A 21,691-nucleotide genomic window follows, 5' to 3' on the forward strand; every position below is an offset into this window, starting at 1 on the left:
CTGACGGTCGGCTGCATTCCCTCCAAGGCGCTGATCCATGCGGCCGAAGAATTCGACGCCACGCGGAAAATGCTGGCCGAAACGTCAGATGGCCGGCATGAGACACCTCCGGCTCTCGTCACTGTCGGGCGGCGTCCGGGGACGGCGGGCTCCTGGAGGAACGCAATCTCGATCGGGCCGGAGGTGGCCTCATTTTGCTCCGAGGTTGACATCTATGCCTGGATCAATCAACGCCAGTGCCGTTCGATCACTTTGGCTTAATGGCCATCAGATTGCCCAACTCCATCGGGAAGGGAAATAAAATCGTCGAAGCCTTCTCGCTGGCGATGACGTTCAAAGTGCTCAGGTAACGAAGTTGCATCGCCTCTGGCTGCTTTGCCAGAATTTCGGCCGCTTCCAGCAGCTTCGCTGCTGCTTGCTGTTCGCCCTCGGCATTGATAACCTTCGCGCGCCGTTCGCGTTCGGCTTCCGCTTGGCGGGCAATCGCACGAATCATCGACTCGTTGATGTCCACATGTTTGATCTCGACAGTGGCCACTTTAATTCCCCAAGCGTCGGTCTGAGTGTCAAGGATTTCCTGAATATCGGAGTTGAGCCTGTCACGTTCTGCCAGCATTTCATCAAGATCGTGCTTACCGAGCACCGAGCGCAACGTTGTCTGGGCAAGCTGGCTTGTTGCCATCATGAAATCCTCGACCTGTATCGTCGACTTCTCTGGGTCGATAACCCTGAAATAAATCACCGCGCTGACACGCACCGAAACATTGTCATGTGAGATGACGTCCTGGCTAGGCACATCGAGTACGCGCGTGCGCAAGTCGACCCGGATCATCTGCTGGACGTAGGGGATGAGCAGAATCAGCCCGGGTCCCTTGACTCCGGTAAAGCGGCCAAGTGTGAACACGACGCCGCGTTCATATTCCCTCAGGATCTTAACCGCGGATGCGAGGACGGCGACCAAAATGATAATGACCACCGAATAGAAGGCAAGATCTGTAAACATATCCATGACTTCTCCTCCTGCTTCCCGAGTGCCGTTAAGTCTCCCGAGGACGACTGGCGACCTCGAGCGCAAGCCCATTGCGACCGGTCACCTTGACAGGGTCACCAGCAACAAGGGGTTCGGCGGAAACCGCCTTCCAGCGTTCGCCATGCGCAATGACGTACCCGCTGAGCCCGGTCCAACTCTCTACTTTACCGGAAATGCCAATCATTTCCTCTGCGCCAGTGGCAACCTGGCGCAAGCGCGAGGTGAATGCCAGGCGAGCAACGACAAGACTGAAGGCGAGAATTGCAACTGCAATTGCGGCTAGTAGGGGGCGCGACACCTCCAGGCCGGGTATATCGGTATCAAACAATATGGTTGCTCCCAGGATCACGGCTACCCCGCCGCCAATGCCAAATGCCCCGAAACTTGGCGAATGCGCCTCAGCCACAGTCAATCCGACGCCGAGCAAAATTAGCCCAAGTGCGGCAAAACTCACTGGCAGCAATGCCAGAGCATAGAGCCCGAGGAGGAGGCAGATACCGCCGATCGTGCCAGGAAGCATTGTCCCGGGTGCGAGAAATTCGAAGATCAGGCCATAGATGCCGACCATCATCAGGATGATTGCGATGTTCGGATCGGTAATGACGGACAGCAGGCGCGTGCGCCAGTCAGGCTCGAATTCCTGCACGGCCAATCCGGCGGTATCGAGCCGCACGTCCGTTTGACCGACCCGCACCACGTGCCCCTGTGCCTTTGCAAGGAGATCGGTGACATCGACCGCCATGAAATCGATGGCATGTTCGCGCACTGCCGCAGTGGATGAAAGGCTCGCAGCTTCGCGGACAGCACGCTCTGCCCAGTCGGCGTTGCGATTGCGCAATTCCGCAAGCCCGCGAATGTAAGCGACGGCATCGTTGACGGCTTTTGCTTCCTGGGCATTGCCTGGAGCTACCGGCTGCTTGCCGCTAGGTTCGTTCGGCTTCTTTTCGGGTTCCTCATCACCGCCCAAAGGCTTGAGGCCGAGTGCGATTGGTGTCGCCGCGCCGAGATTGGTGCCAGGCGCCATGACCGCGATGTGGCTTGCGTAGAGAATATAGGTGCCGGCGCTGGCAGCCCGTGCCCCGCTTGGCGCGACGAAGCTCGCGACAGGCACCGGCGAGGCAAGGATCGCGCGAATGATTTCCCGCATGGAGGTGTCAAGGCCACCTGGTGTATCCATCTGCAGGACGATCAAGACCGCTTCACGTTCGCCAGCACGCTGAATGCCTCGTACCACGTAGTCAGCTATAGCAGGCCCAATGGCGCCGTTCACCTTGAGGACGACAGACGTGCGGTCAGACGCCGACGGTGCGCCGAAGCTCCAAGCTGAAAGCAGCAAAAACAATAAAGTGAAGATTGGCGGTTGCCATCGCCAACACCTCAATCCCCGCGTGCCAATCGGCGGAACGTACATAGCATTTAATGTATGTCGGAAACTGCAAAGAAAAAGGCAGCGGCGTTAAAGCTCATGTTCAAGCCGTCTGAGGCAGTCGTAAAGGGGAAGCTGGCTAAGCGCGTTTGCACGGATGCGGAGCCGCTTGGCCCATGTTTTTTGAAGGTCTCTGGCTGTCAGCGACGCGCATTCCAATGCAGCGAAGCGGTTATGGAGGCGGCGCTGAACGCTTGGCAGGCTCGTTGCATATTTCTACTCGTGTATTTCGCCACAGCGGCCATTTTGCCTTGACGTGGGCGGCACCTGGCGCGGCGGCAGATTTCTGCGGCCTCGACAGAACGATAATTCTGCTCCAACTGACATAAGACGTTCATTTGAACATTGTATTTGGACATCCGAGCGGCTGACGGCGAAATCCGTGCTGCCAATCACGCTTTGAGCCCGGAGGGGCTGTTCGCCTCCGGCCTTAGAGCGCTCAATATGTTCATTTGAACATTCGGTTGTTGCAAAGTGAAACTCGGCTGCTACCATCCCCGCGTCTGGAGCGGGAGGCTGCGGACCGAGAGAAAGTGGGAGAGACCATGAACAAGATCGCTTTTTTCCTGTCCGCAGGATTGACCTGCCTGTCCTTGTCCGTTCCGGCGATGGCTGCCACGAAGATCCAGTGGTGGCATGCGATGGGCGGTGAGAACGGCGCGAAGCTGGAGCAAATTGCCAAGGGCTTCAACGCATCGCAGTCCGATTATGAAATCGTTCCGGTTTTCAAGGGCAATTACGACGAAACCCTGACGGGCGCCATTGCTGCGTTCCGCGCCAACCAACAGCCCGCCATCGTACAGGTCTACGAAGTCGGCACCGGCACCATGATGGCGGCACAGGGCGCCATTTATCCCGTTTATGAACTGATGAAGGACGAAGGCGAGCCCTGGGACCAGAACAAGTTCATTGCGCCCGTCGTCGGCTACTACTCCGACACCAGCGGCAACGTCCTGTCTCTGCCCTTCAATTCGTCCACGCCGATCCTGTATTACAATAAGGATGTCTTCAAGAAGGCCGGGCTCGATCCCGAGACGCCGCCAAAGACCTGGGCTGAGGTGGAAGCCTTCTCGCGCACGATCATCAAGTCAGGCGCTGCCAAGTGCGGCTTCACCAGCGGCTGGATCTCCTGGATCCAGACCGAAAATCTCAATGCCCTGCACGATAAGCCTTACTCCACCAAGGCCAACGGTTTCGGCGGTCTGGATGCGGAATTCACCTTCAACAATGACCTGACGATCCGCCATTGGGGGAATCTTAAGAAATGGCAGGACGAGGGGCTCTTCAAATTCGGCGGACCGGTCGGCGGTGATAACGCGCCTCCGATGTTCTACTCTCAGGAATGCGCGATGTACATGAACTCGTCCGCCGGCCGGGCCGGCGTCATCAACAACGCCAAAGCTTTCAAAGTCGGTTTTGCGCCGCTTCCCTATTATGACGACGTCATCAAGCAGCCGCTCAACTCGATCATCGGCGGCGCCACACTCTGGACGCTGAAGGGGCGCCCGGAGGAAGAATATAAGGGCGTTGCAAAATTCTACACCTATCTGCAGAAGCCGGAAGTTCAGGCCGACTGGCATCAGTTCTCAGGTTATCTTCCGATCACCGAGGCTGCCTATAAGCTGAGCCAGGAGCAGGGATTTTACGAAAAGAATCCCGGCGCAGATGTCGGTATCAAGCAGTTGACACGCGTGACGCCGACCGAAAATTCCAAGGGCATCCGCTTCGGCAACTACGTGCAGGTCCGCGGCATCATCGATGACGAATTCGCGGCATTGCTGGGCGGAAAGAAGACAGCGAAGGAAGCGGTCGATTCCGTCGTTTCACGCGGCAATCAACAGCTTCGCGATTTCGAAGCTGCCAATTAAGGGCTCAAGGCAGGGGCGGCAAAACCGGCGCCCCTGCCTTCTCCGTCATTCTGTGAGGGCCCATGCAAACGAAACGGACCGTCTTTCCCAATAAGGTTTTGCCTTATCTGCTTATCGCTCCCCAGCTTCTGATCACCGTCGTCTTCTTCCTCTGGCCGGCCGCAACCGCCTTTTGGCAATCATTCCTTCGCCAGGACGCGTTCGGTTTCAAAACGAACTTCGTCTGGTTCCAGAATTATCGCCGGCTCTTCGCCGACCCGCTCTATATGGATGCCTTCGGCCACACGCTGGTCTTCGCCGTCTCGGTGACGGTCCTGTCGACGATGATTGCGCTCACTCTGGCCGCCGCCGCCATGCGTGTGCTGCGGACGTCCCGCATCTATTCGACCTTGCTGATCTGGCCTTACGCGGTGGCGCCTGCGATTGCCGGCATACTCTGGTGGTTCATGTTCAACCCGTCGATCGGCATCGTCGCTTATACGCTTCGCAGCATGGGGATCAGTTGGAACCATCTGATCAACCCGGATAATGCGATGGTCCTGATCGTGATCGCCGCCACCTGGAAGCAAATTTCCTATAATTTTCTGTTTTTCCTGGCCGCGCTGCAATCCGTGCCGCGCTCGCTCCAGGAAGCCGGCGCCATCGACGGAGCCGGGCCGGTGAAGCGCTTCTGGACGATCATATTCCCGTTGATCTCGCCGACAACTTTCTATCTGGTCGTCATCAACATCGTTTACGCAATGTTCGATACCTTCGGCATCGTTCATGCGACGACGCAAGGCGGACCGGCGCGCGCTACCGAAATTCTCGTCTACAAGGTTTACTTCGACGGTTTCATCGGCCTCAACCTGGGCTCCTCTGCAGCGCAGTCGGTCATACTCATGGTCATCGTTGTTGCTCTTACCGCGGTCCAGTTCCGCTTCGTCGAACGCCGCGTGCAATATTGAGGAGCGTCAAAGGTGGTTGAAAATCGTCCGTTCCTGAATTTCCTGGCTCACCTCGTCCTCATCCTCGGCGTCACGATCGTGATCTTCCCGGTCTACATCGCCTTCATAGCTTCGAGCCACGGCCCCAATGACTTTCTGTCCGGCGTGGTGCCGCTGATGCCGGGACCACACATCATCGAGAACTATTCGACCATGCTGTCATCGGGGATGACGAGTTCCGGCGCCCCGCCGATCGGGCCGATGCTGCTCAATTCGTTGATCATGGCCGTCGGTGTGGCCGTTGGAAAGATTGCCATTTCCATCCTTTCCGCCTTCGCCATCGTCTATTTTCGATTTCCTTTTCGCACGCTCGCCTTCTGGATGATCTTCATCACCCTGATGTTACCGGTCGAGGTGCGCATCGTGCCGACCTACAAGGTGGTCGCCGACCTCGGAATGCTGAACAATTATGGCGGGCTCATCATTCCACTGATCGCATCCGCAACCGCGACCTTCCTGTTTCGTCAGTTCTTCCTCACCGTGCCCGACGAGTTGATGGAGGCTGCGCGCGTCGATGGCGCAGGGCCGCTGAAATTCTTCCGCGATATCCTGTTGCCGCTGTCGGTGACCAACATCGCAGCCTTGTTCATCATCCTGTTCGTGCTCGGCTGGAACCAGTATCTGTGGCCGCTCATCGTCACGACCGACCAGAGTCTCTACACCGTCGTCATGGGCATTCAGCGCATGGCCGCGGTTGCCGATGCCGAGCCGCGCTGGAATCTCGTCATGGCAGCGGTCATCCTGGCCGCCTTGCCGCCCGTCCTCGTCATCGTCGCCATGCAACGCCTTTTCGTCAAAGGCCTGGTCGAAACGGAGAAATGAAATGGCCCCGATCAATATCGTCGACGTCAAGAAAAACTATGGTTCGGTTCCTGTCGTCAAAGGCATCAGCCTGGCTGTCGAAGACGGCGAATTCATCGTGCTCGTCGGCCCTTCCGGCTGCGGCAAGTCAACTTTGCTTCGCATGATCGCGGGATTGGAGTCCATCACCGGCGGCCAGGTTGAAATCGGCGGCCGCAACGTCAACAAGGCGGAACCGGCCGAGCGCGATATCGCCATGGTGTTCCAGAATTACGCGCTTTATCCGCATATGACCGTGCGCGGAAACCTTGAATATGGCTTGAAGAACCGCGGCACGCCGCGCGCGGAAATCGATCGCCGCGTCAAGGAGGCCGCCGACATCCTCGAAATCGGTCCGATGCTGGATCGCAAGCCGCGCGAATTGTCGGGCGGACAGCGCCAGCGCGTCGCGATGGGACGGGCCATCGTGCGTGAACCGGCGGCGTTTCTATTCGACGAGCCTCTGTCCAATCTCGATGCCAAGCTGCGCGTCCAGATGCGGGTCGAAATACGCCGGCTGCAGCGCCGGCTGAGGACCACCAGCATCTACGTTACCCATGACCAGCTCGAGGCGATGACGCTTGCCGACAGGCTCGTCGTCATGAATGGCGGACTGGTCGAACAAGTGGGAACGCCGGTCGAAGTATACGACCGTCCGGCAAGTTTGTTCGTTGCCGGTTTCATCGGCTCGCCGCCGATGAACCTCGTGCCGATCGAGGTGCTGGGTGTAGCCGATGCCGGGGATGCCCTGGCATTGCCAGACGAGACTGACATCGTCGGTCTCAGGCCAGATGCTCTTCTCATATCAAAGCCTGCCGAGCCTTCCGTTCGTCTGAACGCCATTGTCGAGTTGCTCGAGCCGATCGGCGGCGAAAGCCACCTGCATGTCAGACTGGGGGAGGGCCAGCAGACGGTCGTCCTGACGGTTCAGGGCCGGCCGGACTTCGCCGAGACTGCCGGAATCGAGATCTTCGCGCGGATCGATCAGATACATCCCTTCAACAGCAAGACTGGACGACGGACGGACTGAAACGGCCGGATTGCCCGATCCGACATCTGCAGCGTCGAAAAGTGAGGGAAGAGAAAGACATGCTAAAGTCAGAACCGCGATCCGGCCCGGGCCGCAGTGAGGTTCAAGCACATCGAGGCGCATCCGCTGTCGCGCCCGAAAACACGATCGCCGCTTTTCGGGCGGCTGCCGACCAGGGTGCCGAATGGGTCGAACTCGACGTCGCGCTCCTTGGCGATGGAACCGCGGTCGTCATCCACGACGGCTCGGTCGACCGTTGCTCGTCATCGACCGGCAAGCTCAGCGATCTCACCGCATCCGACCTGCAGAAGATCGACGCCGGCGCGTGGTTCGATCCGCGCTTCAAGGGCGAACCCCTGCCGACCCTGGCCCGGGTCCTGTCCGCATTGGGTGAGCTGGGGCTGAACGCCAATGTCGAGATCAAGCAGCACGCGCATCACAAATCTCTCGACCAACTGGTGAAAACCGTTGACGAACATCTGAAGGCGCGCGCGCCGCAGACCAGGATCATGATATCGAGCTTCGACGCGGCGGCGCTCAGGCGCATGCACGAAATTGATCCGAGTTACGAGCTTGCGATGTTGTGGAGCAAACTGCCGGATGACTGGAGTGACGTTCTCAAATCCATTCCCGCAGGAACGGTCCACCTCGGATACAAGTCTCTCAGCATCGGATTCCTCGAGGAGGCGGCGCAGCAGGGGATCAAGGTCCGGGCATGGACCTGCAATGACCCGAAGCTCCTCGCATCTTTTTGGCCTGTCGGCTTGACCGGTGTGATAACAGACGACCCAAGTGTCTATCTCTCATAGGAAATAGCGATGGGCCAGCGGGTCATATCGAGCCGACAACGCGAAATACTTGCGCTGATCGAAACCGAAGGTGTCCAGTATATCGATGATCTGGCGCGCCGGTACGATCTGACGACCCAGACAATCCGCCGTGATATCAACGCCCTGTGTGATCTCGGGCACGCCCGCCGCTTTCACGGCGGTGTGGGTGTGCCGGTCGAAGGCAGCAATATCTCCCTCAACGCTCGCGCCCAACTGAACCGGCGCGCCAAGCGGCTGATCGCCAAGCGGGTCGCCGCCGATATCGGCCCGGATGCGACGGTATTCCTGGGGATCGGCAGCACGGTTCAATTCGTGGCAGAGGCGTTGCGCGATCACCAGGGGCTGACCGTTATCACCAATAACATCCATGTCGCTCTGACCCTTTGCGAATCACCGAGTGTCGAGGTCCATCTCACCGGCGGCCTGCTGCGCCATGACGACCGCGACGTCGTGGGCAGCGATGTGATCAAATTCGTCGAAAAATTCTATGCGACCTATGCAGTCGTCGGTGCCGGTGCGCTGAGCCCGGTGAACGGCCTGATGGACTTCAGCTATAGCGAGGCGCAGATCACCAACGCGCTTCTGGAGAATTCGCAAACGCGGCTCCTGGCTGCAGACGTCAGCAAGTGGACCCGCCATGCGGCGGTGCGCGTGGCACCTTTCAATAAAATAACCCGCTTTTACACGGATCGGCTGCCGGCCGATCCGTCCGTCGCCAGTGTGCTCGCCGATAGCAGCATGGAGGTGGTAACCTGCGGCGAGGACTTGACATGACCTTCGTTAATCTGGCGCCCTCTGCACATGAATTGCAGCATGTGCGTTATCTCCTCACCGATATCGACGACACGCTGACGACAGAGGGTAAACTTCTGCCGCGCACCTATGACGCCCTTTGGGAACTCAGCCGGGCCGGCATCGCCGTCGTTCCGGTCACGGGTGGTTCAGCCGGCTGGTGCGAACACATCATCCGTGCCTGGCCCGTTGCCGCGGTCATCGGCGAAAGTGGTGCTTATTGCGTCACCCGCCGCAGCGGTCAGGTTGTTTTCGATTTCTGGGAGAACCGCGCATTGCAGGGCGAGCGTCAACGTCAGCATCTGGAAACGATCGAAAGACTGATCTCGGAAAGGGGGGACACATTCAAGATCGCCCACGACCAGGTGTTCCGCCTGGCTGACGTGGCAATCGACATTCAAGGTCATGAAGCGCAGGCTGTCGAAGATCTGGCATCCGATATCAGGGCAATCGGCGGGACCGTCGCCATCAGTTCCATCCACATCAACACCTGGATTGGCGATTATGACAAACGCGCCATGAGCGAGCGCGTCCTGACAAGCTTATTCGGGGTCGACCCCGTAGAATTGCCATCCGTCACGGCGTTCGTCGGCGATTCTCGAAACGATGCGCCGATGTTCGGCTTCATCCGAAACTCTTTCGGCGTCGGCAATATCCTTCCTGTTCTTCCGCATCTGCAGCATGTGCCGAGATGGATCTCCTCCCAGCCCGCGGGACTTGGTTTTGCCGATATTGCCGGGACGATCCTGAATGCCAGGACCACGGGCCAATGAAGCGCCGGCGGGCTGAGAGCGAAAGAAGTAAGTGCCACAAGAAACCAGGCCCGGCCACGGGATGAATTGAAACCGGACCGCCATGAAACCTATAAAGCGACGCAGCAAGACTCGGCCAGACAAGTCTCAGCCATTGCTGCGTCAGCTCGCGGCGGATCCTGCGAAGTTATTTGCCGGCGCGTTCCGCCAACAGTATGGCGCCCTCTGTTTTCGCTATTGCAATGGCGGACCGAAGATCGAAATACTGGTCATCACGTCGCGCGAGCGCGCGCGCTGGGTCATACCGAAGGGGTGGCCGATGAAAGGGAAGAAGCCATTCGAAGCGGCGGCGGTAGAAGCCTGGGAGGAGGCAGGCGTGCACGGAACTGTGAGGAAGAAACCTGTTGGCCGCTATACTTATCTGAAAGAACTTGACGACGGCGATGTGGCGCCATGCATTGTCGACGTGTTTCAGATTGAAGTGACCGAACTCAGCAATGACTTTAAGGAGCACGGTCAGCGTATTCTCGAATGGGTCAGCCCGGATGAAGCGGCGCGACGCGTCCGGGAGGTCGAACTCAAGTCGCTGCTCGTCGAATTTGAAGCGCGGGGTCGCAAGAAATCCGACCTCGAGTGACGTGGGACCCTAGCCCTGCTTCGGCAGTTCGTGATCGCTTTCCCGAAAGCAAGTTGACGCTGCTCTCAGCTGTCATCGGCTCCGACGGGCGTCATCATGATCGCTCGAACGGCTCGCCGAGCGAGGCGACGCCGTTGAGTTTGAGCAGGCGGCGGTCCGCCGAAATGATGCCGAGCACAATGATCGTCACCAGATAGGGCAGGCATGCGAGCAGCTGCGACGAGACGTCGAGGCCGGTTGCCTGGGCGGCAAGCCCCATCAGCGAGACTGCGCCGAACAGGCATGCGCCCAGAAAGATGCGGCCGGTCAGCCAGGTTCCGAAGACCACCAGTGCAATCGCAATCCAGCCGCGGCCGGCGATCATCCCATCGGCCCAGAGCGGCGTGTAGATCGTCGCTGCATAGGCGCCCGCAAAGCCCGCCATCATGCCACCGACCGCGACCGCGGCGAAGCGGATGGCGATGACCGGATAGCCGATAGCATGCGCCGCTTTCGGGTTTTCGCCGACGGCGCGGATGATCAGGCCAACCTTGCCGTAGGCAAACATCGCCCAGATGGCAACCGTCACGAGCAGAGAAAGCCAGACGACGATATCCTGGCTAAACAGGCCACCGAGGACGGGAATATCGGAGAGACCGGGAATGGAAATTTTCGGCAGGGCTTTGACCGTCAGGCTCTCATAGGTCTTGCCGAACAGTGCCGACAGGCCTTGTCCGAGAATGCCGATCGCAAGCCCGGTTGCGACCTGGTTCGCGTTGAAGCCGAGGACGACCGCCGCAAAGACCAAGGACAACAGAGCGCCGCCGAGACCGGCGGCGAGAAAGGCCAGAAAATGGCCGCCGCCATGAAAGACGATGATGAAGGCGATGACGGCGCCAAATGCCATCAGCCCCTCGACGCCGAGGTTGAGAACGCCGGCACGCTCGGCGACAAGTTCTCCGAGGGCGGCCAGCAGAAAGGGCGTCGCTGCCGCCAGCATGCCGGCCAGAACGAACTCGACGGCGTTCATGTCGGGCTCCTCATCGCTGCAGGCCGCCAGGCTAGACGGTAGCGCGCGAAAGCGATGGACACCAGATAGGCAAGGAGCAGGCTGCCCTGGAAAACTCGGACCGCCGCAACCGGCAGATTGGCGGAGACCATGGCGTTGTCGCCGCCGATGTAGAGCGCGGACATGACGATCGCTGAGATTACGATGCCGATCGGGTGCAGACCGCCGAGATAGGCGACGATAATCGCCGCATAACCGTATCCGGTTGAGATCGAGCGTTGCAGCTGGCCGAGAGGGCCGGCGACTTCGGCTGCACCGGCAAGACCGGCTGCAGCTCCACCGATCAGCAGCGAAAGCCAGATTGCCCAGCTTTCCCGGAAGCCGGCATAGCTTGCCGCGCGCGGCGCCAGTCCGCCGACCTGCAATTTGTAGCCGATGAAGCTCTTCTGCATGAAGACCCAAGCGGCGATCGACAGGAGAAAGGCGAGGATGAGCGCGACATTGACGCGCGTTCCCTCGATCAGGATCGGCACCATCGCGTCATATTGGAACATGACGGACTGCGGGAAATTGAAGCCGTTCGGATCCTTCCAGGGGCCGAGCAGCAGATAATTGAGGAGCTGCACGGCGACAAAACTTAGCATCAGCGAAACGAGAATTTCGTTGGCATTGAGCCTGACGCGCCAGAAGGCGGTGAGTGACGCCCAGGATGCACCGCCCATCGCACCGAACAGCAGCATTGCCGGCCAGATCCATTGGCCGGTTGCGTCGGGCCACCAGATCGGAATGGCGGAGGCGAAGATCGCACCGAGGACGAATTGTCCTTCGGCACCGATATTGAAGACCTTGGCACGAAAGCCGATCGCCAGCCCCTGCGCTATGAGGAGCAGCGGACCGGTCTTCAGCAGCACTTCCGAAAACGACGCCCACGAGAAGAAGGGCTCGATCAGCATCGCATGGACGACCGCAGCCGGATCGCGCCCCATGACGACGTAAAGTCCGAGGTTGAGAATGACGGTGACGATGAGGGCTATGGGCGGAGCCAGGAGGGTGGCGGCAAGCGATGCCCGCTCCCGGCGGACCAGAATGGGCAGCGCGGCGAGGAAGGGTCTGCTCATGCGGTGGCTTTCTGGCGCTGCGGCTGGGCTCCAATCATGTATCGGCCGATCTCTTCCGGGTTGGTGTCACGCGTGACCAGCGGCGGGCTCAGCGTGCCATGGTGCAGGACCTGTATAAAGTCGCTCAGTTCGAACAGTTCTTCGAGCTCCTCGGAAATGACGAGGATCGCCATGCCTTCATTGCGAAGGCTCATGAGCCGCTTGCGGATTGCGGCGGCCGCGCCGATATCGACGCCCCAGGTCGGCTGGGCGAGGAAAAGAAGCTTCGGCGCCAGCATGATTTCGCGTCCGACGATGAATTTCTGTAGATTGCCGCCGGAAAGCGACCCGGCCTCTGCCCCTGGACCGCGCGTGCGCACGTCAAAGTCTCGGATGCAGTTATCGGTGAAGGCTCTCGCCCTTGCGGTATCGAGCAGGCCATGCCTGACGAGTTTCAGTGGATGGGCGGTCAGCAGGCCATTGAGGGTAAGCGACATTTCGGGAACCGCGCCGCGGCCGAGCCGATCCTCCGGGACGAAGGCGAAACCGAGCCGCCGGCGGGCGGCAGAGTCGAGTGCGCCGACATCCTGGCCCATCATGAAAATCTGGTCGCGCTGATCTCGCGGCAACAGGGTTTCACCAGAAATCAGCGCTGCGAGTTCGCTTTGACCATTTCCCGAAATCCCGGCAATGCCGAGGATTTCGCCGGCGCGCACGGTGAGGCTGACATTGGAAAGCGGCACGGCGAAAGGATCCGCCCGGTAATCGAGCCCGACCAGTTCCAGGCGCTTTTCACCTTCGACCAGAGGCAGCGCCGGCATCGGTTCCGGCATGTCGCGGCCGATCATCATGCGAGCAAGCTCGTGGGCATCATGCTCACGGGGATCGACGTGACCGGTCACGCGTCCGCCGCGCAGGATCGTCGCGCGATCGCAGAGCGACTGGATCTCTTCCAGCTTGTGAGAGATGAACAGGATGGACACGCCACCGTCCCGCAGCCGGCGCAATGTTTCGAACAGCTTTTCCACCGCCTGCGGCGGTAGCACCGAGGTGGGCTCGTCAAGGATGAGCAGTCTCGGATCGGTCATCAGGCATCGAATGATCTCCACCCGCTGCCTTTCGCCGACGGAAAGCGAATGGACGTAGGCGCGCGGATCGACCTCAAGGCTGAACTCATGCCCGAGCTTGCGAATGCGCTCCGAAAGCTCGCTCTTTTTGCCGGACACGATCAGGCGGATGTTCTCGACGACCGTCAGGCTCTCGAACAGCGAGAAATGCTGGAAAACCATGCCGATACCGGCGCGCCTTGCCTCTGCGGGAGAGGCAAGGCTGAGGGGTTGTCCATTCCAGGCGACGGTGCCGCTGTCTGGCTGCTCGACGCCGTAAATCAGCTTCATCAGGGTCGACTTGCCAGCCCCGTTTTCTCCGAGGATGGCATGGATGGATCGTGGAGCGACGTCGAGATCGATCTGCTGATTGGCATCGACCGGGCCATAGCTCTTGGTAATGCCGCGCAGCGACAGGAGCGGGCTCGGCATGGCTTACTTCGGCAATGGCGTCGTAACACCCTTGACGTGCCAATCCATCGCGACGATCTGGGCGTCCGTCAGCGTGGTCCCCGAAGCGACACCTTCGCTGCCATCAGCCTTGGTAATCGGACCGGTGAACGGCGAGAAGCTGCCATCGGCAATCTTTGTCTCGATTTCCTTGATCTTGGTCATCGTATCGGCTGGGATTGCCGGGTTCCAGTCGACGACTTCGACCACCTTGTCGGCAACGCCGAGGAAGGTGTTGGCGCCCTTGAAGGTGCCGGCAAGATGGGCGTCGACCGACGCCTTGAAGAAAGGTGACCAGTCGGTTGCGACGCAGCCCAGATAGGTCTTCTCGGCATATTTCTTCATCGACGAGTTGAGGTTGAAGGAATAGACGCCGGCTTCCTCGCAGGCCGAGATCACCGAAGGCGTGTCCTGCGCATTGGAAAAGATGACGTCGCAACCCTGCGACATCAGCGCCTTGGTGGCTTCCTGCTCCTTGGCCGGATCGAACCAGGAATTGACCCAGACGACGGACACCTCGATATCAGGCTTGACGGCCTGCGCGCCGAGCGTGAAGGCGTTGATGGAAGTGATCAGCTCGGGAATGGCAAAGGCCGACACCGAGCCGAGTTTGCCGGTCTTGGAAACGGCCGCCGCCGCCATCCCGAGCAGGTAGGTTCCTTGAAAATATTTGGCTGCGAAGGGGGAGAAGTTTGGTGCGACCTGGAACCCTGAGGCATGCAGGACGGTCACCTTGGGATTGCGACGGGCAATCTGCAGCGCACCATTCTGGTAGCCGAAGGAGCCGGCGATCAGGAAATGGTTTCCGTCGGCGACGGTCTTGTTCATGATTCGGTCGGCGTCCGGGCCTTCGGCGATGTTCTCGATAACCGTGACCTTCACCTTGTCGCCATAGGCGGCCTTGATCGGGTCGATCCCGGCGGCAAGCGCATGGCCCCAGCCGACGTCGCCGATAGGCGAGGGAATGACGAGCGCGATGCCGAGCGGTTCGTCGGCGGCAAGCGCCGGGCGGCCGGCAAAGGCCGTCGCGAGACCGGCTGCCGCCGCGCTCTTCATCAGTGTTCTGCGGGTGAGATTGTTGGACATGTCAGTTCCCTCTTTTGGTTCTAAAATCTTAAGGTTGAAAGCGCCGCTTCCGCAGCGGCGAAAAGCTGTCCCTCATCGAGGCCGACAAACTCACCGGCCTGCCAGACGATGCGCCCGTTGATCATGGTCAGATCGGTCGGCATGCCGATCCCGACCTTGGCAATCAGGCTCAACGGGTCATGGCGGGTTCCGACATAATCCATCCGCCTCGTATCGATCGCGAAGAGGTCGGCGGCCATGCCGGGAGCAAGCCGGCCGATATCGCTGCGGCCAAGCAGGCTTGCGCCGCCCGTGGTCGCATAGTTCAGGAAATCGACCGGCGCTGGAACCGGATGGGCGCGTGTCGAAGCCGCCAGGCACTGCAGCATATAGGCAGAGTGGATGCAGTGCATGAGGTTGGAATTGTCGTTTGAAGCAGCACCATCGCAGCCGAGGCCGATCCGCAGGCCGAAAGCCGACATCGCGGGAATATCCGTGACTTCGGCGCCGACCAGATAGACCGGTTCGGGGCAATGGGAGACACCCGTGCCGGTTGCCGCCATCTTGCGCAGTTCATCGTGTGTCAGCTCCCAGCAGTGAGCATAAAAACTGTCGGGCCCGGCAAAGCCGAGTTCGGTGCAGTAGTCGACCGTACGCATTCCATGCCGTGCTTGGATGACGGGACTTTCGCCTTCACCGACATGCGTGTGCAGCCGGACGCCGCGATCACGGGCGAGGGCGACCGACTCGACGAAGGTTTCGCGGTAGCAATTGACCGGCTGACAGGGGGCAACGACCACCTGCCGCATGCTGAAGGCGCCGGCATCGTGGTAGCTATCGATCAGCCGGGCGCAATCGGCGATGAACTCGTCCGTGGTTTCCAGCATGGCGTCCGGGATCGTCGAGCCCTCGGATTTCGGCAGGGTATTGCCGCCGCGTCCGGCGTGGAAGCGCATGCCGAGAAGTTCGGCTGCCTCGAACTGGCGATCGATCAGACGCTTTCCGGCGTGCCGGGGAAAGCAATATTGATGGTCGAAAGCCGTGGTGCAGCCGTGCTTGATCATCTCGGCCATGGCCGTGACCGACGAATGATAGAAGCAATCCTCGTTCAGCCGTGAGAAGATCGGGTAGATCCGATCGAGCCATTCGATGACCGAGAGTTTCGTCCAATCGAGATCGGCCCGATTGCGCACGAAGCATTGGAAGAAGTGGTGATGGGTGTTGACGAGGCCCGGATAGACAAACCAGCCGGATGCATCCTGAATGATCGTGTCGGCAGGCAGGGCCTCCTGCGCCAGGTCCACGCCGATCGCCTGGACTGCCGGACCATTGGTCAGCAGATCGGCGTTCCGGCGCACGGCCGGTCCGCTGCCTTCGTCGACGATAATGGCCGCGCAATTCTTCAGGAGATAGCCCGCCATCTCACTTCCCCCCGTTGACGGGATGAGGGTCGGGCTTCAATTCGTGCAGCCGGTGGATGCCGGGCATTTCGATAAAACCTTCAAGGCTGCGGATGGCGCGCAGCCAAAGCCGGATGTTCGGATAGGGATCGAGCGAAATTCCGCCATCCGGCGCGAGCGCCACATAGGGAAAGCAGGCGATGTCGGCGATCGTTGCGCGGTCGGATGCCAGGAACCGCATGTCGCGGAGCCGTTGCTCAAAAAGCCCGGCTTCGAGTTCGCGCAGCGCCGCGACCCCCTGTGCCTGCAGGGACTCGATATTGCCGGGGCGCAGAAGCATCTGGTGCAGCCGTGCGCCGCCGAGATTTGTCGTCAGCCGATGCGAAAAAGAGAGCCATTGTTGCACGCGCGCCGTCTCCTGCGGCGCGTCTCTACCCAGCCAGTCGGGCCCGCTTTGGGCGGCGAGAAAGGCGAGCATGGCCGAGGATTCGGTCAGGACGAGTTCGCCATCCACCAGGATCGGGATGGAGCCTGCCGGATTTAGGGCCAGAAGCTCAGGACCGCGGTGTTCGAAGCCGGGATGGAAATCGACCGGCCGGATGTCCAGCTTGACACCGAGGATCGCAGCCATCAGGCGGATCTTGTAACAGCTCGGCGATAGAATGTAGTCGTAAAGCTTCATTGTGCGACCAGCTGCGCGCCATAGAGGTAGTTGTGGCGCTTCAGCCAGCGCCGGTAAGCGATCGATGTCATGTCGGCCCTGGTCGGGATTTCCATGCCGGGATCGAGCGGCAGAAGTGCCGGGATCTGGTTTTCGAGGATCGACCGATCCTGCAGGAAAATCATCTGCTGAAAATGGATGAGGTCTGTCATTGGCGTCACGTCGTCGAAGAGGGCCATCCACGGCCATACGTCACAAAGATCCTCCGCAAGCGGCTGGACGAACAGGGTAATGACATCCCATTCTCCCGGGCGGGGAGGGCAGGTCTTGTAAAGCACCGAGCAGGTCGGAGCCGGCACGCGGTACATATATTCAGTGGTAATTCCGCCCGTTGCCGACTTTGCAGCCTGCGGCTGGTAGAACTTCACCTGCGTCGCCCAGACTTCATCCTCCTTCTCGCGGATCTCCACCTTATAATTTTGAACTTCCGTATGGGGCTCGGCTCCGAGAATATCGGTATGGACGAAGGGAAAATGCGCGATGTCGAGGAAGTTCTCGACTGCTCTTAAGGGGGAGCAGCGCACCCGCACGACCCCGACGTCGACGAAGCGGCGGCCGGGCTGATCCGCTTCGGGAATGGCAAAAAGCTCCTTGGCGGGGGTGCCGAGAGAAGACCATACATGACCATAGCGGACGCTGACCGGCAGGGCACGTCCTTCGCCCGATGTGACCCGCGCCGCGCCGTCAGACGTGCGTATCACCTCTATGGGCTCGCCCATCAAAGCGGTCTTGCTTCCTGCCTCGGTGAGCCCGCTGAAGAGGCCGACCGGGTACCATTCGTCGATCATCGCGCCAGCCCCTTTCATGCGACATCCTTCTGGCCTGTTTCAGCCCGGCGGCGGACGGCTTCGGCGATGCGGGACGCCGTAACCCGATCTGCGACGCTGCGCTCCTGTTCGACCAGCACATGAATCAGAGTGCACCCGATCTGCGCCGCCGGCAGCAGACGGACCCAGGGACAGTCGGCGACTTGAATCAGCCCGTCCGCATCGGCTTTCCCGCCGGCTGCCGCTTCGATTGCCGCTATGTCGGCGTTGAGCGTCAGCGAGCGTATCGGCACGAGATGATCGAGGCGTGGCGGCGGCATTGCGGGTTCGCCGCCCGCCACCCAGACGATGCCGTCCGATTCCTCGACCCGCTGAACAGCCACCCGAATCGTGTCCGGCGGCACGAGATCGGGATGGGCCGGGATACGAACGCATCCTCCCGCCGAAGAGTAGCTCCAGCCATGATAGATACAGGAGAGCACCTCGCCTCGCACGAAGCCGTGCGACAACCGCATCCCGCGATGCGGACAACGGTCCGACGAGGCCGATGCGCATCCGGACTGGCTACGCCAGAGAGCGATCGCTCCTAACGGGGTCCAGGCCGGGATGACGGTTGCCGGCGGCAGATCGGCAGAAAGCGCGACAGGCGTCCAGGAGCCGGCCGTATCGGAAGGCATGACGGTTATTTCCTCAATCTTGCCAGTGGCTTGACACTGCTGATGTAGCGCGGGTTCCCAAGCTTTGCAATCTCAGTCTCGGAGGCTTGCATAAAAAATTCGCATTGGCAACAATGATTAAATAAAGGGCATCAGCTTGGGTGCTGTTCCGGCGGCGGTGTGTCTGTGGCATTTACAATCCTGCGCTGAATTTCGTCCACCCAGACGTCGATCGGCCCAAGTGAACATCCCATTTCAAGCATGTCGATCAGTTCGACAGGTCCTGCGACCTCGAGCTCGATCCGTTCGGCGCCGGCATGCAGAAAATTCTGGGAGAGGCCGAGCTTATCGGCATGACGGCGAATCCACGGGACGAACGAGGCGGATTTGACGTCGCCAATGATCGTGATCCGTTCGTGTAGCTCGCTCTGCCGTGACCGTATCATGTTATTCTCTTGCTCGTTCTGTACTGACAGCATAGCGCTTCAATGCCGTTGCGAAAGGGGCATGAGCAATCGAATACAGTGAATAGGCAATGCAGGAGGCGGTCAGCGAGACCTGTGCATAGTGCGCGAAACTCGTCCGGTAGCGCGTAAGCAGCCCCTTGCCATGTGACGCGACGATCTCGTCATATTCCGACAAGCGCTTGGCCGCCATAAGGAACAGCGCTTCCGAACCAATAGGCCAGGATGATCGATCCTGGCGGCAAGCTCGTTGGATCGATCATCGACCAGCCGATCACCAGGCGGATCGGATTGTTGATCGATTCCGAGATTACGTCGACATGCAAGCCTGGCTCACCCATCGCCGTGCCGCGTCGCTGGTAAATCGCCGTTGGGCGAGGCTCTGGCCTAAATCGCCAACACAGGGGATGGCCTCTGTGTCTTCCAAACCGACGGTCGCGTCGAGGCTCATTCACCCCAGCCAATACCTCGCCCCCGGCCCTTTGCGCCCTGCCACGTCGGCAGGGTTCGCCAACCGACATCGGTCGATCGACAGGCAGCCGCAACCGATGCATTCGCCAAGACCGGACCGCAGGCGCTGTAGCTCGGCTATGCGCTCGTCGATACGTTTTGCCCACGCGCTCGACAGCCGCGACCAATCCCGACGCGACGGCACGCGATCGACCGGCAGCTTAGCGAGCTCGGCGCCGATCTCCTCAAGGGTCAGCCCGATCCGCTGTGCAAATACGATGAAAGCGATCCGCCGCAATGCAGAACGATGGTAGCGTCGATGTCCCGAGCCGGCGCGCTCGGATGAGATCAATCCACGCTCCTCATAGAAGCGAAGAGCTGATGAGGCAACGCCGCTGCGTCGTGACACGTCGGTGATTGTAAGCATCGAATCCATGCACAAATAAAACCACGAAGCTCTCTTGACTTCAAGTTCACTTGAACTTGTAGCAGTTACGCGTACCCATTGAAGGAGCACCGCGATGCTGGGAAATATCGATCTTCAAGGACTTCGTGTAGGGATCACCGGCGGCACTTCCGGCCTCGGACTGGCGCTTGTGCGGCAGCTTGCCGAGAAGGGTGCGAGCATTGCCTTCGTCGCCCGCACCGCGGCGAATGTCGAACGTGTCGCAGCCGAGACGGGCGCGCATGGCATTGTCGCCGACATCGGCAAGAAGGAAGACATCTATCCGATCGCCATGCAGATCACTGCCAATCTTGGCGGGGTCGACGTCCTGATCAACAATGCATCGAGCCTCGGTCCCATGCCTCTGGCGCTTCTTGCCGATACGGAATGCGAGGAGCTGGAAGCGGCGCTCGTAGTCAACGTTCTCGGCGTCTTCCGGCTGACGAAAGCCCTGTTCGGTGCGCTTGCCGCGTCCGCGCGCGAGGGCCGCGGCGCGCTGGTGATCAACATCTCCAGCGACGCGGCTGTCAACGCCTATCCCGGCTGGGGCGCATACGGCGCGAGCAAGGCAGCGCTTGCCCATCTGACGGCGATTTGGGACGAGGAGTCGAAATCAGATGGAATACGGTTTCTCGCGCCCGACCCTGGCGATATGGACACCCCGCTGCACGCGCTGGCGCTACCGGACGCCGATCCGTCGACCTTGAAAGACCCTGAGCTGGCCGCTGCCGAGATCATCGAAAAGATGCTCCACGCGTTGCCGGGTCACGATGCGCTTACCGCAGGAGCCCTCGCGTGACCGCCGCTGAACGCCTCGATCCGCAACCGGCCAGGCTGCTCGTCGTTGAGGCGGATGGCACCATGAGTGACCTGCCGCGGGCTCACCTCGGGGCGTTATTCGATCCTGGCGATCTGGTTGTCGCCAACGATGCCGCAACCTTGCCTGCCACCCTGCACGGCACGCATCTCCGATGCGGAAAGGCGATCGAGATCCGCTTAGCCGGCTGGCTGTCACCTTCCGCTCCAGTCCGCTTCCTTGCGATCGCCTTCGGCTCGGGCGATCACCGCACCCGCACGGAAGATCGGCTGCCGCCCCCTGCGCTGTCATCAGGCGATCGCCTCCAGCTCGGCCCACTTGAAGCCGTCGTCGAGCGCGTTCTCGACCATCCTCGCTTTTTCGAGCTTAGCTTCCAAGGCACCCGAGCAGCCATGTTTGCAGGACTGGCGCAGCACGGCAGGCCGATCCAATATGCGCATGTTCCCGAGCCGTTGGCACTATGGAATGTTTGGACGAGAATTGCCTCGCAGCCGGTCGCGTTCGAGGCGCCATCGGCTTCCTTCGCGCTCGACTGGCGCACGCTGCAAGTCTGGCGTCGGCGCGAGATCGGTTTTGCAACACTCACGCATGCCGCGGGCATTTCTTCCACCGGCGATCCCGCACTCGACTCGCGTCTTCCCTTCGATGAGCCGTACCACATTTCTGAATGTACCGTGGCGCAGGTAGCGCGGGCGCAGCTCAGCGGCAGCCGCATCATCGCGATCGGCACCAGCGTCGTGCGCGCACTTGAAGCAGCCGCCAATCCCGATGGCAGCGTGCGTGCTGGCGATGGTATTGCGAGAGGGCGTATTGCACGGGGCACTCCGCTCCGCGTCGTCGATGCGGTGCTCACTGGTGTCCACCAGCCCGGCGAAAGCCATTTCGAGCTGTTGCGCGCCTTTGCCGACGATGCCCTGCTCGCCGGCGCCTCCGCAGCTCTCACTGCATGCGGTTACCGTGCGCATGAATTCGGCGATTCCATGCTGCTCAATCGTCAACCACTGCTTTATCGGCGCGGACCTTAGATGGATAGAGCAGTTTGCATTGCCGTGCCTTGGCTGGCCCGCCGGCACT

The 21,691-nt window shown here is 60.3% G+C and carries 24 protein-coding genes and 1 pseudogene; 11 read left to right on the forward strand and 14 right to left on the reverse strand.

Annotated elements, in window-relative coordinates; all coding sequences use genetic code 11:
* Positions 1-261: pseudogene (locus FFR93_RS38300) on the forward strand (hypothetical protein); the annotation flags it as partial.
* Here FFR93_RS38300 and FFR93_RS38305 read toward each other — a convergent pair.
* Both FFR93_RS38305 and FFR93_RS38310 read right to left on the reverse strand, forming a co-directional pair.
* Positions 248-1,009, reverse strand: coding sequence for a slipin family protein (locus FFR93_RS38305; protein ID WP_138396973.1), 762 nt, complete (start codon positions 1,007-1,009; stop codon positions 248-250). The pseudogene FFR93_RS38300 and the gene FFR93_RS38305 sit on opposite strands and share 14 nt — an antisense overlap.
* A 28-nt stretch (positions 1,010-1,037) precedes the next feature.
* Positions 1,038-2,441: a nodulation protein NfeD gene (locus FFR93_RS38310; RefSeq protein ID WP_138396974.1), complete on the reverse strand. Its 1,404-nt coding sequence runs from the start codon at positions 2,439-2,441 to the stop codon at positions 1,038-1,040.
* A gap of 560 nt (positions 2,442-3,001) precedes the next feature.
* Here FFR93_RS38310 and ugpB point away from each other — a divergent pair.
* From ugpB to FFR93_RS38350, 8 genes are all read left to right on the forward strand, one after another.
* Positions 3,002-4,324, forward strand: a complete 1,323-nt coding sequence (ugpB, locus tag FFR93_RS38315; protein WP_138396975.1) for a sn-glycerol-3-phosphate ABC transporter substrate-binding protein UgpB — start codon at positions 3,002-3,004, stop codon at positions 4,322-4,324.
* A gap of 62 nt (positions 4,325-4,386) precedes the next feature.
* On the forward strand, positions 4,387-5,271 hold the full coding sequence (gene ugpA / locus FFR93_RS38320; RefSeq protein ID WP_138396976.1) for a sn-glycerol-3-phosphate ABC transporter permease UgpA: 885 nt from the start codon (positions 4,387-4,389) through the stop codon (positions 5,269-5,271).
* 12 nt (positions 5,272-5,283) lie between these two features.
* Positions 5,284-6,132, forward strand: a complete 849-nt coding sequence (ugpE, locus tag FFR93_RS38325) for a sn-glycerol-3-phosphate ABC transporter permease UgpE (protein ID WP_064709422.1) — start codon at positions 5,284-5,286, stop codon at positions 6,130-6,132.
* Between the two features lies 1 nt (position 6,133).
* Positions 6,134-7,180 carry a sn-glycerol-3-phosphate ABC transporter ATP-binding protein UgpC gene (ugpC, locus tag FFR93_RS38330; RefSeq protein ID WP_064709423.1) on the forward strand — a complete coding sequence of 349 codons (1,047 nt, stop codon included), beginning with the start codon at positions 6,134-6,136 and terminating at the stop codon, positions 7,178-7,180.
* A 59-nt stretch (positions 7,181-7,239) separates the two neighbouring features.
* Positions 7,240-7,989 (forward strand): glycerophosphoryl diester phosphodiesterase, encoded by a 750-nt coding sequence (locus tag FFR93_RS38335; protein ID WP_138396977.1) that lies wholly within the window; start codon positions 7,240-7,242, stop codon positions 7,987-7,989.
* A gap of 9 nt (positions 7,990-7,998) precedes the next feature.
* Positions 7,999-8,784, forward strand: a complete 786-nt coding sequence (locus FFR93_RS38340) for a DeoR/GlpR family DNA-binding transcription regulator (protein ID WP_064713018.1) — start codon at positions 7,999-8,001, stop codon at positions 8,782-8,784.
* A complete protein-coding gene (locus FFR93_RS38345) occupies positions 8,781-9,575 on the forward strand; it encodes an HAD-IIB family hydrolase (RefSeq protein WP_138396978.1) in 795 nt (264 codons plus the stop codon). The genes FFR93_RS38340 and FFR93_RS38345 overlap by 4 nt, the downstream gene beginning before the upstream one ends.
* A gap of 82 nt (positions 9,576-9,657) precedes the next feature.
* Positions 9,658-10,191 (forward strand): NUDIX hydrolase, encoded by a 534-nt coding sequence (locus tag FFR93_RS38350; RefSeq protein ID WP_138396979.1) that lies wholly within the window; start codon positions 9,658-9,660, stop codon positions 10,189-10,191.
* 94 nt (positions 10,192-10,285) lie between these two features.
* Here FFR93_RS38350 and FFR93_RS38355 read toward each other — a convergent pair whose 3' ends face one another.
* The 12 genes from FFR93_RS38355 to soxR all read right to left on the reverse strand — a co-directional run bounded on the left by FFR93_RS38355 (position 10,286) and on the right by soxR (position 19,791).
* Positions 10,286-11,200 (reverse strand): ABC transporter permease, encoded by a 915-nt coding sequence (locus FFR93_RS38355; protein ID WP_064713021.1) that lies wholly within the window; start codon positions 11,198-11,200, stop codon positions 10,286-10,288.
* On the reverse strand, positions 11,197-12,297 hold the full coding sequence (locus tag FFR93_RS38360) for an ABC transporter permease (protein ID WP_138396980.1): 1,101 nt from the start codon (positions 12,295-12,297) through the stop codon (positions 11,197-11,199). Before FFR93_RS38360 ends, FFR93_RS38355 begins: the two co-directional genes overlap by 4 nt.
* A complete protein-coding gene (locus FFR93_RS38365) occupies positions 12,294-13,814 on the reverse strand; it encodes an ABC transporter ATP-binding protein (RefSeq protein ID WP_138396981.1) in 1,521 nt (506 codons plus the stop codon). Before FFR93_RS38365 ends, FFR93_RS38360 begins: the two co-directional genes overlap by 4 nt.
* 3 nt (positions 13,815-13,817) lie before the next feature.
* Positions 13,818-14,918 carry a BMP family ABC transporter substrate-binding protein gene (locus FFR93_RS38370; RefSeq protein ID WP_138396982.1) on the reverse strand — a complete coding sequence of 367 codons (1,101 nt, stop codon included), beginning with the start codon at positions 14,916-14,918 and terminating at the stop codon, positions 13,818-13,820.
* Between the two features lie 20 nt (positions 14,919-14,938).
* Positions 14,939-16,318, reverse strand: coding sequence for an amidohydrolase (locus tag FFR93_RS38375; protein ID WP_138396983.1), 1,380 nt, complete (start codon positions 16,316-16,318; stop codon positions 14,939-14,941).
* Between the two features lies 1 nt (position 16,319).
* Positions 16,320-16,979, reverse strand: a complete 660-nt coding sequence (locus FFR93_RS38380) for a glutathione S-transferase family protein (RefSeq protein ID WP_138396984.1) — start codon at positions 16,977-16,979, stop codon at positions 16,320-16,322.
* A complete protein-coding gene (locus FFR93_RS38385; protein WP_138396985.1) occupies positions 16,976-17,824 on the reverse strand; it encodes an aromatic ring-hydroxylating dioxygenase subunit alpha in 849 nt (282 codons plus the stop codon). Before FFR93_RS38385 ends, FFR93_RS38380 begins: the two co-directional genes overlap by 4 nt.
* Positions 17,821-18,462 carry a Rieske 2Fe-2S domain-containing protein gene (locus FFR93_RS38390; RefSeq protein WP_138396986.1) on the reverse strand — a complete coding sequence of 214 codons (642 nt, stop codon included), beginning with the start codon at positions 18,460-18,462 and terminating at the stop codon, positions 17,821-17,823. Before FFR93_RS38390 ends, FFR93_RS38385 begins: the two co-directional genes overlap by 4 nt.
* A gap of 131 nt (positions 18,463-18,593) precedes the next feature.
* Entirely contained in the window at positions 18,594-18,887 is a 294-nt protein-coding gene (locus FFR93_RS38395) for an acylphosphatase (RefSeq protein WP_138396987.1), read from the reverse strand.
* Between the two features lies 1 nt (position 18,888).
* Complete coding sequence (locus FFR93_RS41795) at positions 18,889-19,098, reverse strand: hypothetical protein (protein ID WP_246661418.1); 210 nt, start codon at positions 19,096-19,098, stop codon at positions 18,889-18,891.
* On the reverse strand, positions 19,070-19,246 hold the full coding sequence (locus FFR93_RS41800) for a hypothetical protein (RefSeq protein WP_246661419.1): 177 nt from the start codon (positions 19,244-19,246) through the stop codon (positions 19,070-19,072). The genes FFR93_RS41795 and FFR93_RS41800 overlap by 29 nt, the downstream gene beginning before the upstream one ends.
* A gap of 110 nt (positions 19,247-19,356) precedes the next feature.
* Positions 19,357-19,791 (reverse strand): redox-sensitive transcriptional activator SoxR, encoded by a 435-nt coding sequence (gene soxR, locus FFR93_RS38405; RefSeq protein ID WP_138396988.1) that lies wholly within the window; start codon positions 19,789-19,791, stop codon positions 19,357-19,359.
* A gap of 85 nt (positions 19,792-19,876) precedes the next feature.
* Here soxR and FFR93_RS38410 point away from each other — a divergent pair, with 85 nt between their 5' ends.
* Both FFR93_RS38410 and FFR93_RS38415 read left to right on the forward strand, forming a co-directional pair.
* Complete coding sequence (locus FFR93_RS38410; protein ID WP_138396989.1) at positions 19,877-20,599, forward strand: SDR family oxidoreductase; 723 nt, start codon at positions 19,877-19,879, stop codon at positions 20,597-20,599.
* Positions 20,596-21,642 (forward strand): S-adenosylmethionine:tRNA ribosyltransferase-isomerase, encoded by a 1,047-nt coding sequence (locus tag FFR93_RS38415; protein ID WP_138396990.1) that lies wholly within the window; start codon positions 20,596-20,598, stop codon positions 21,640-21,642. Before FFR93_RS38410 ends, FFR93_RS38415 begins: the two co-directional genes overlap by 4 nt.
* The last annotated feature ends 49 nt before the right edge of the window (positions 21,643-21,691 follow it).

The sequence above is a fragment of the Rhizobium sp. MHM7A genome (assembly GCF_005862215.1).
GTDB lineage: Bacteria > Pseudomonadota > Alphaproteobacteria > Rhizobiales > Rhizobiaceae > Rhizobium > Rhizobium bangladeshense.

Coding starts and splice junctions, on each gene's coding strand:
- FFR93_RS38305 (WP_138396973.1), bottom strand. CDS start 1,009: ATGGATATGTTTACAGATCTTGCCTTCTATTCGGTGGTCATTATCATT.
- FFR93_RS38310 (WP_138396974.1), bottom strand. CDS start 2,441: ATGTACGTTCCGCCGATTGGCACGCGGGGATTGAGGTGTTGGCGATGG.
- ugpB (WP_138396975.1), top strand. CDS start 3,002: ATGAACAAGATCGCTTTTTTCCTGTCCGCAGGATTGACCTGCCTGTCC.
- ugpA (WP_138396976.1), top strand. CDS start 4,387: ATGCAAACGAAACGGACCGTCTTTCCCAATAAGGTTTTGCCTTATCTG.
- ugpC (WP_064709423.1), top strand. CDS start 6,134: ATGGCCCCGATCAATATCGTCGACGTCAAGAAAAACTATGGTTCGGTT.
- FFR93_RS38335 (WP_138396977.1), top strand. CDS start 7,240: ATGCTAAAGTCAGAACCGCGATCCGGCCCGGGCCGCAGTGAGGTTCAA.
- FFR93_RS38340 (WP_064713018.1), top strand. CDS start 7,999: ATGGGCCAGCGGGTCATATCGAGCCGACAACGCGAAATACTTGCGCTG.
- FFR93_RS38345 (WP_138396978.1), top strand. CDS start 8,781: ATGACCTTCGTTAATCTGGCGCCCTCTGCACATGAATTGCAGCATGTG.
- FFR93_RS38350 (WP_138396979.1), top strand. CDS start 9,658: ATGAAACCTATAAAGCGACGCAGCAAGACTCGGCCAGACAAGTCTCAG.
- FFR93_RS38355 (WP_064713021.1), bottom strand. CDS start 11,200: ATGAACGCCGTCGAGTTCGTTCTGGCCGGCATGCTGGCGGCAGCGACG.
- FFR93_RS38360 (WP_138396980.1), bottom strand. CDS start 12,297: ATGAGCAGACCCTTCCTCGCCGCGCTGCCCATTCTGGTCCGCCGGGAG.
- FFR93_RS38365 (WP_138396981.1), bottom strand. CDS start 13,814: ATGCCGAGCCCGCTCCTGTCGCTGCGCGGCATTACCAAGAGCTATGGC.
- FFR93_RS38370 (WP_138396982.1), bottom strand. CDS start 14,918: ATGTCCAACAATCTCACCCGCAGAACACTGATGAAGAGCGCGGCGGCA.
- FFR93_RS38375 (WP_138396983.1), bottom strand. CDS start 16,318: ATGGCGGGCTATCTCCTGAAGAATTGCGCGGCCATTATCGTCGACGAA.
- FFR93_RS38380 (WP_138396984.1), bottom strand. CDS start 16,979: ATGAAGCTTTACGACTACATTCTATCGCCGAGCTGTTACAAGATCCGC.
- FFR93_RS38385 (WP_138396985.1), bottom strand. CDS start 17,824: ATGAAAGGGGCTGGCGCGATGATCGACGAATGGTACCCGGTCGGCCTC.
- FFR93_RS38390 (WP_138396986.1), bottom strand. CDS start 18,462: ATGCCTTCCGATACGGCCGGCTCCTGGACGCCTGTCGCGCTTTCTGCC.
- FFR93_RS38395 (WP_138396987.1), bottom strand. CDS start 18,887: ATGATACGGTCACGGCAGAGCGAGCTACACGAACGGATCACGATCATT.
- FFR93_RS41795 (WP_246661418.1), bottom strand. CDS start 19,098: ATGGCGGCCAAGCGCTTGTCGGAATATGACGAGATCGTCGCGTCACAT.
- FFR93_RS41800 (WP_246661419.1), bottom strand. CDS start 19,246: ATGGGTGAGCCAGGCTTGCATGTCGACGTAATCTCGGAATCGATCAAC.
- soxR (WP_138396988.1), bottom strand. CDS start 19,791: ATGGATTCGATGCTTACAATCACCGACGTGTCACGACGCAGCGGCGTT.
- FFR93_RS38410 (WP_138396989.1), top strand. CDS start 19,877: ATGCTGGGAAATATCGATCTTCAAGGACTTCGTGTAGGGATCACCGGC.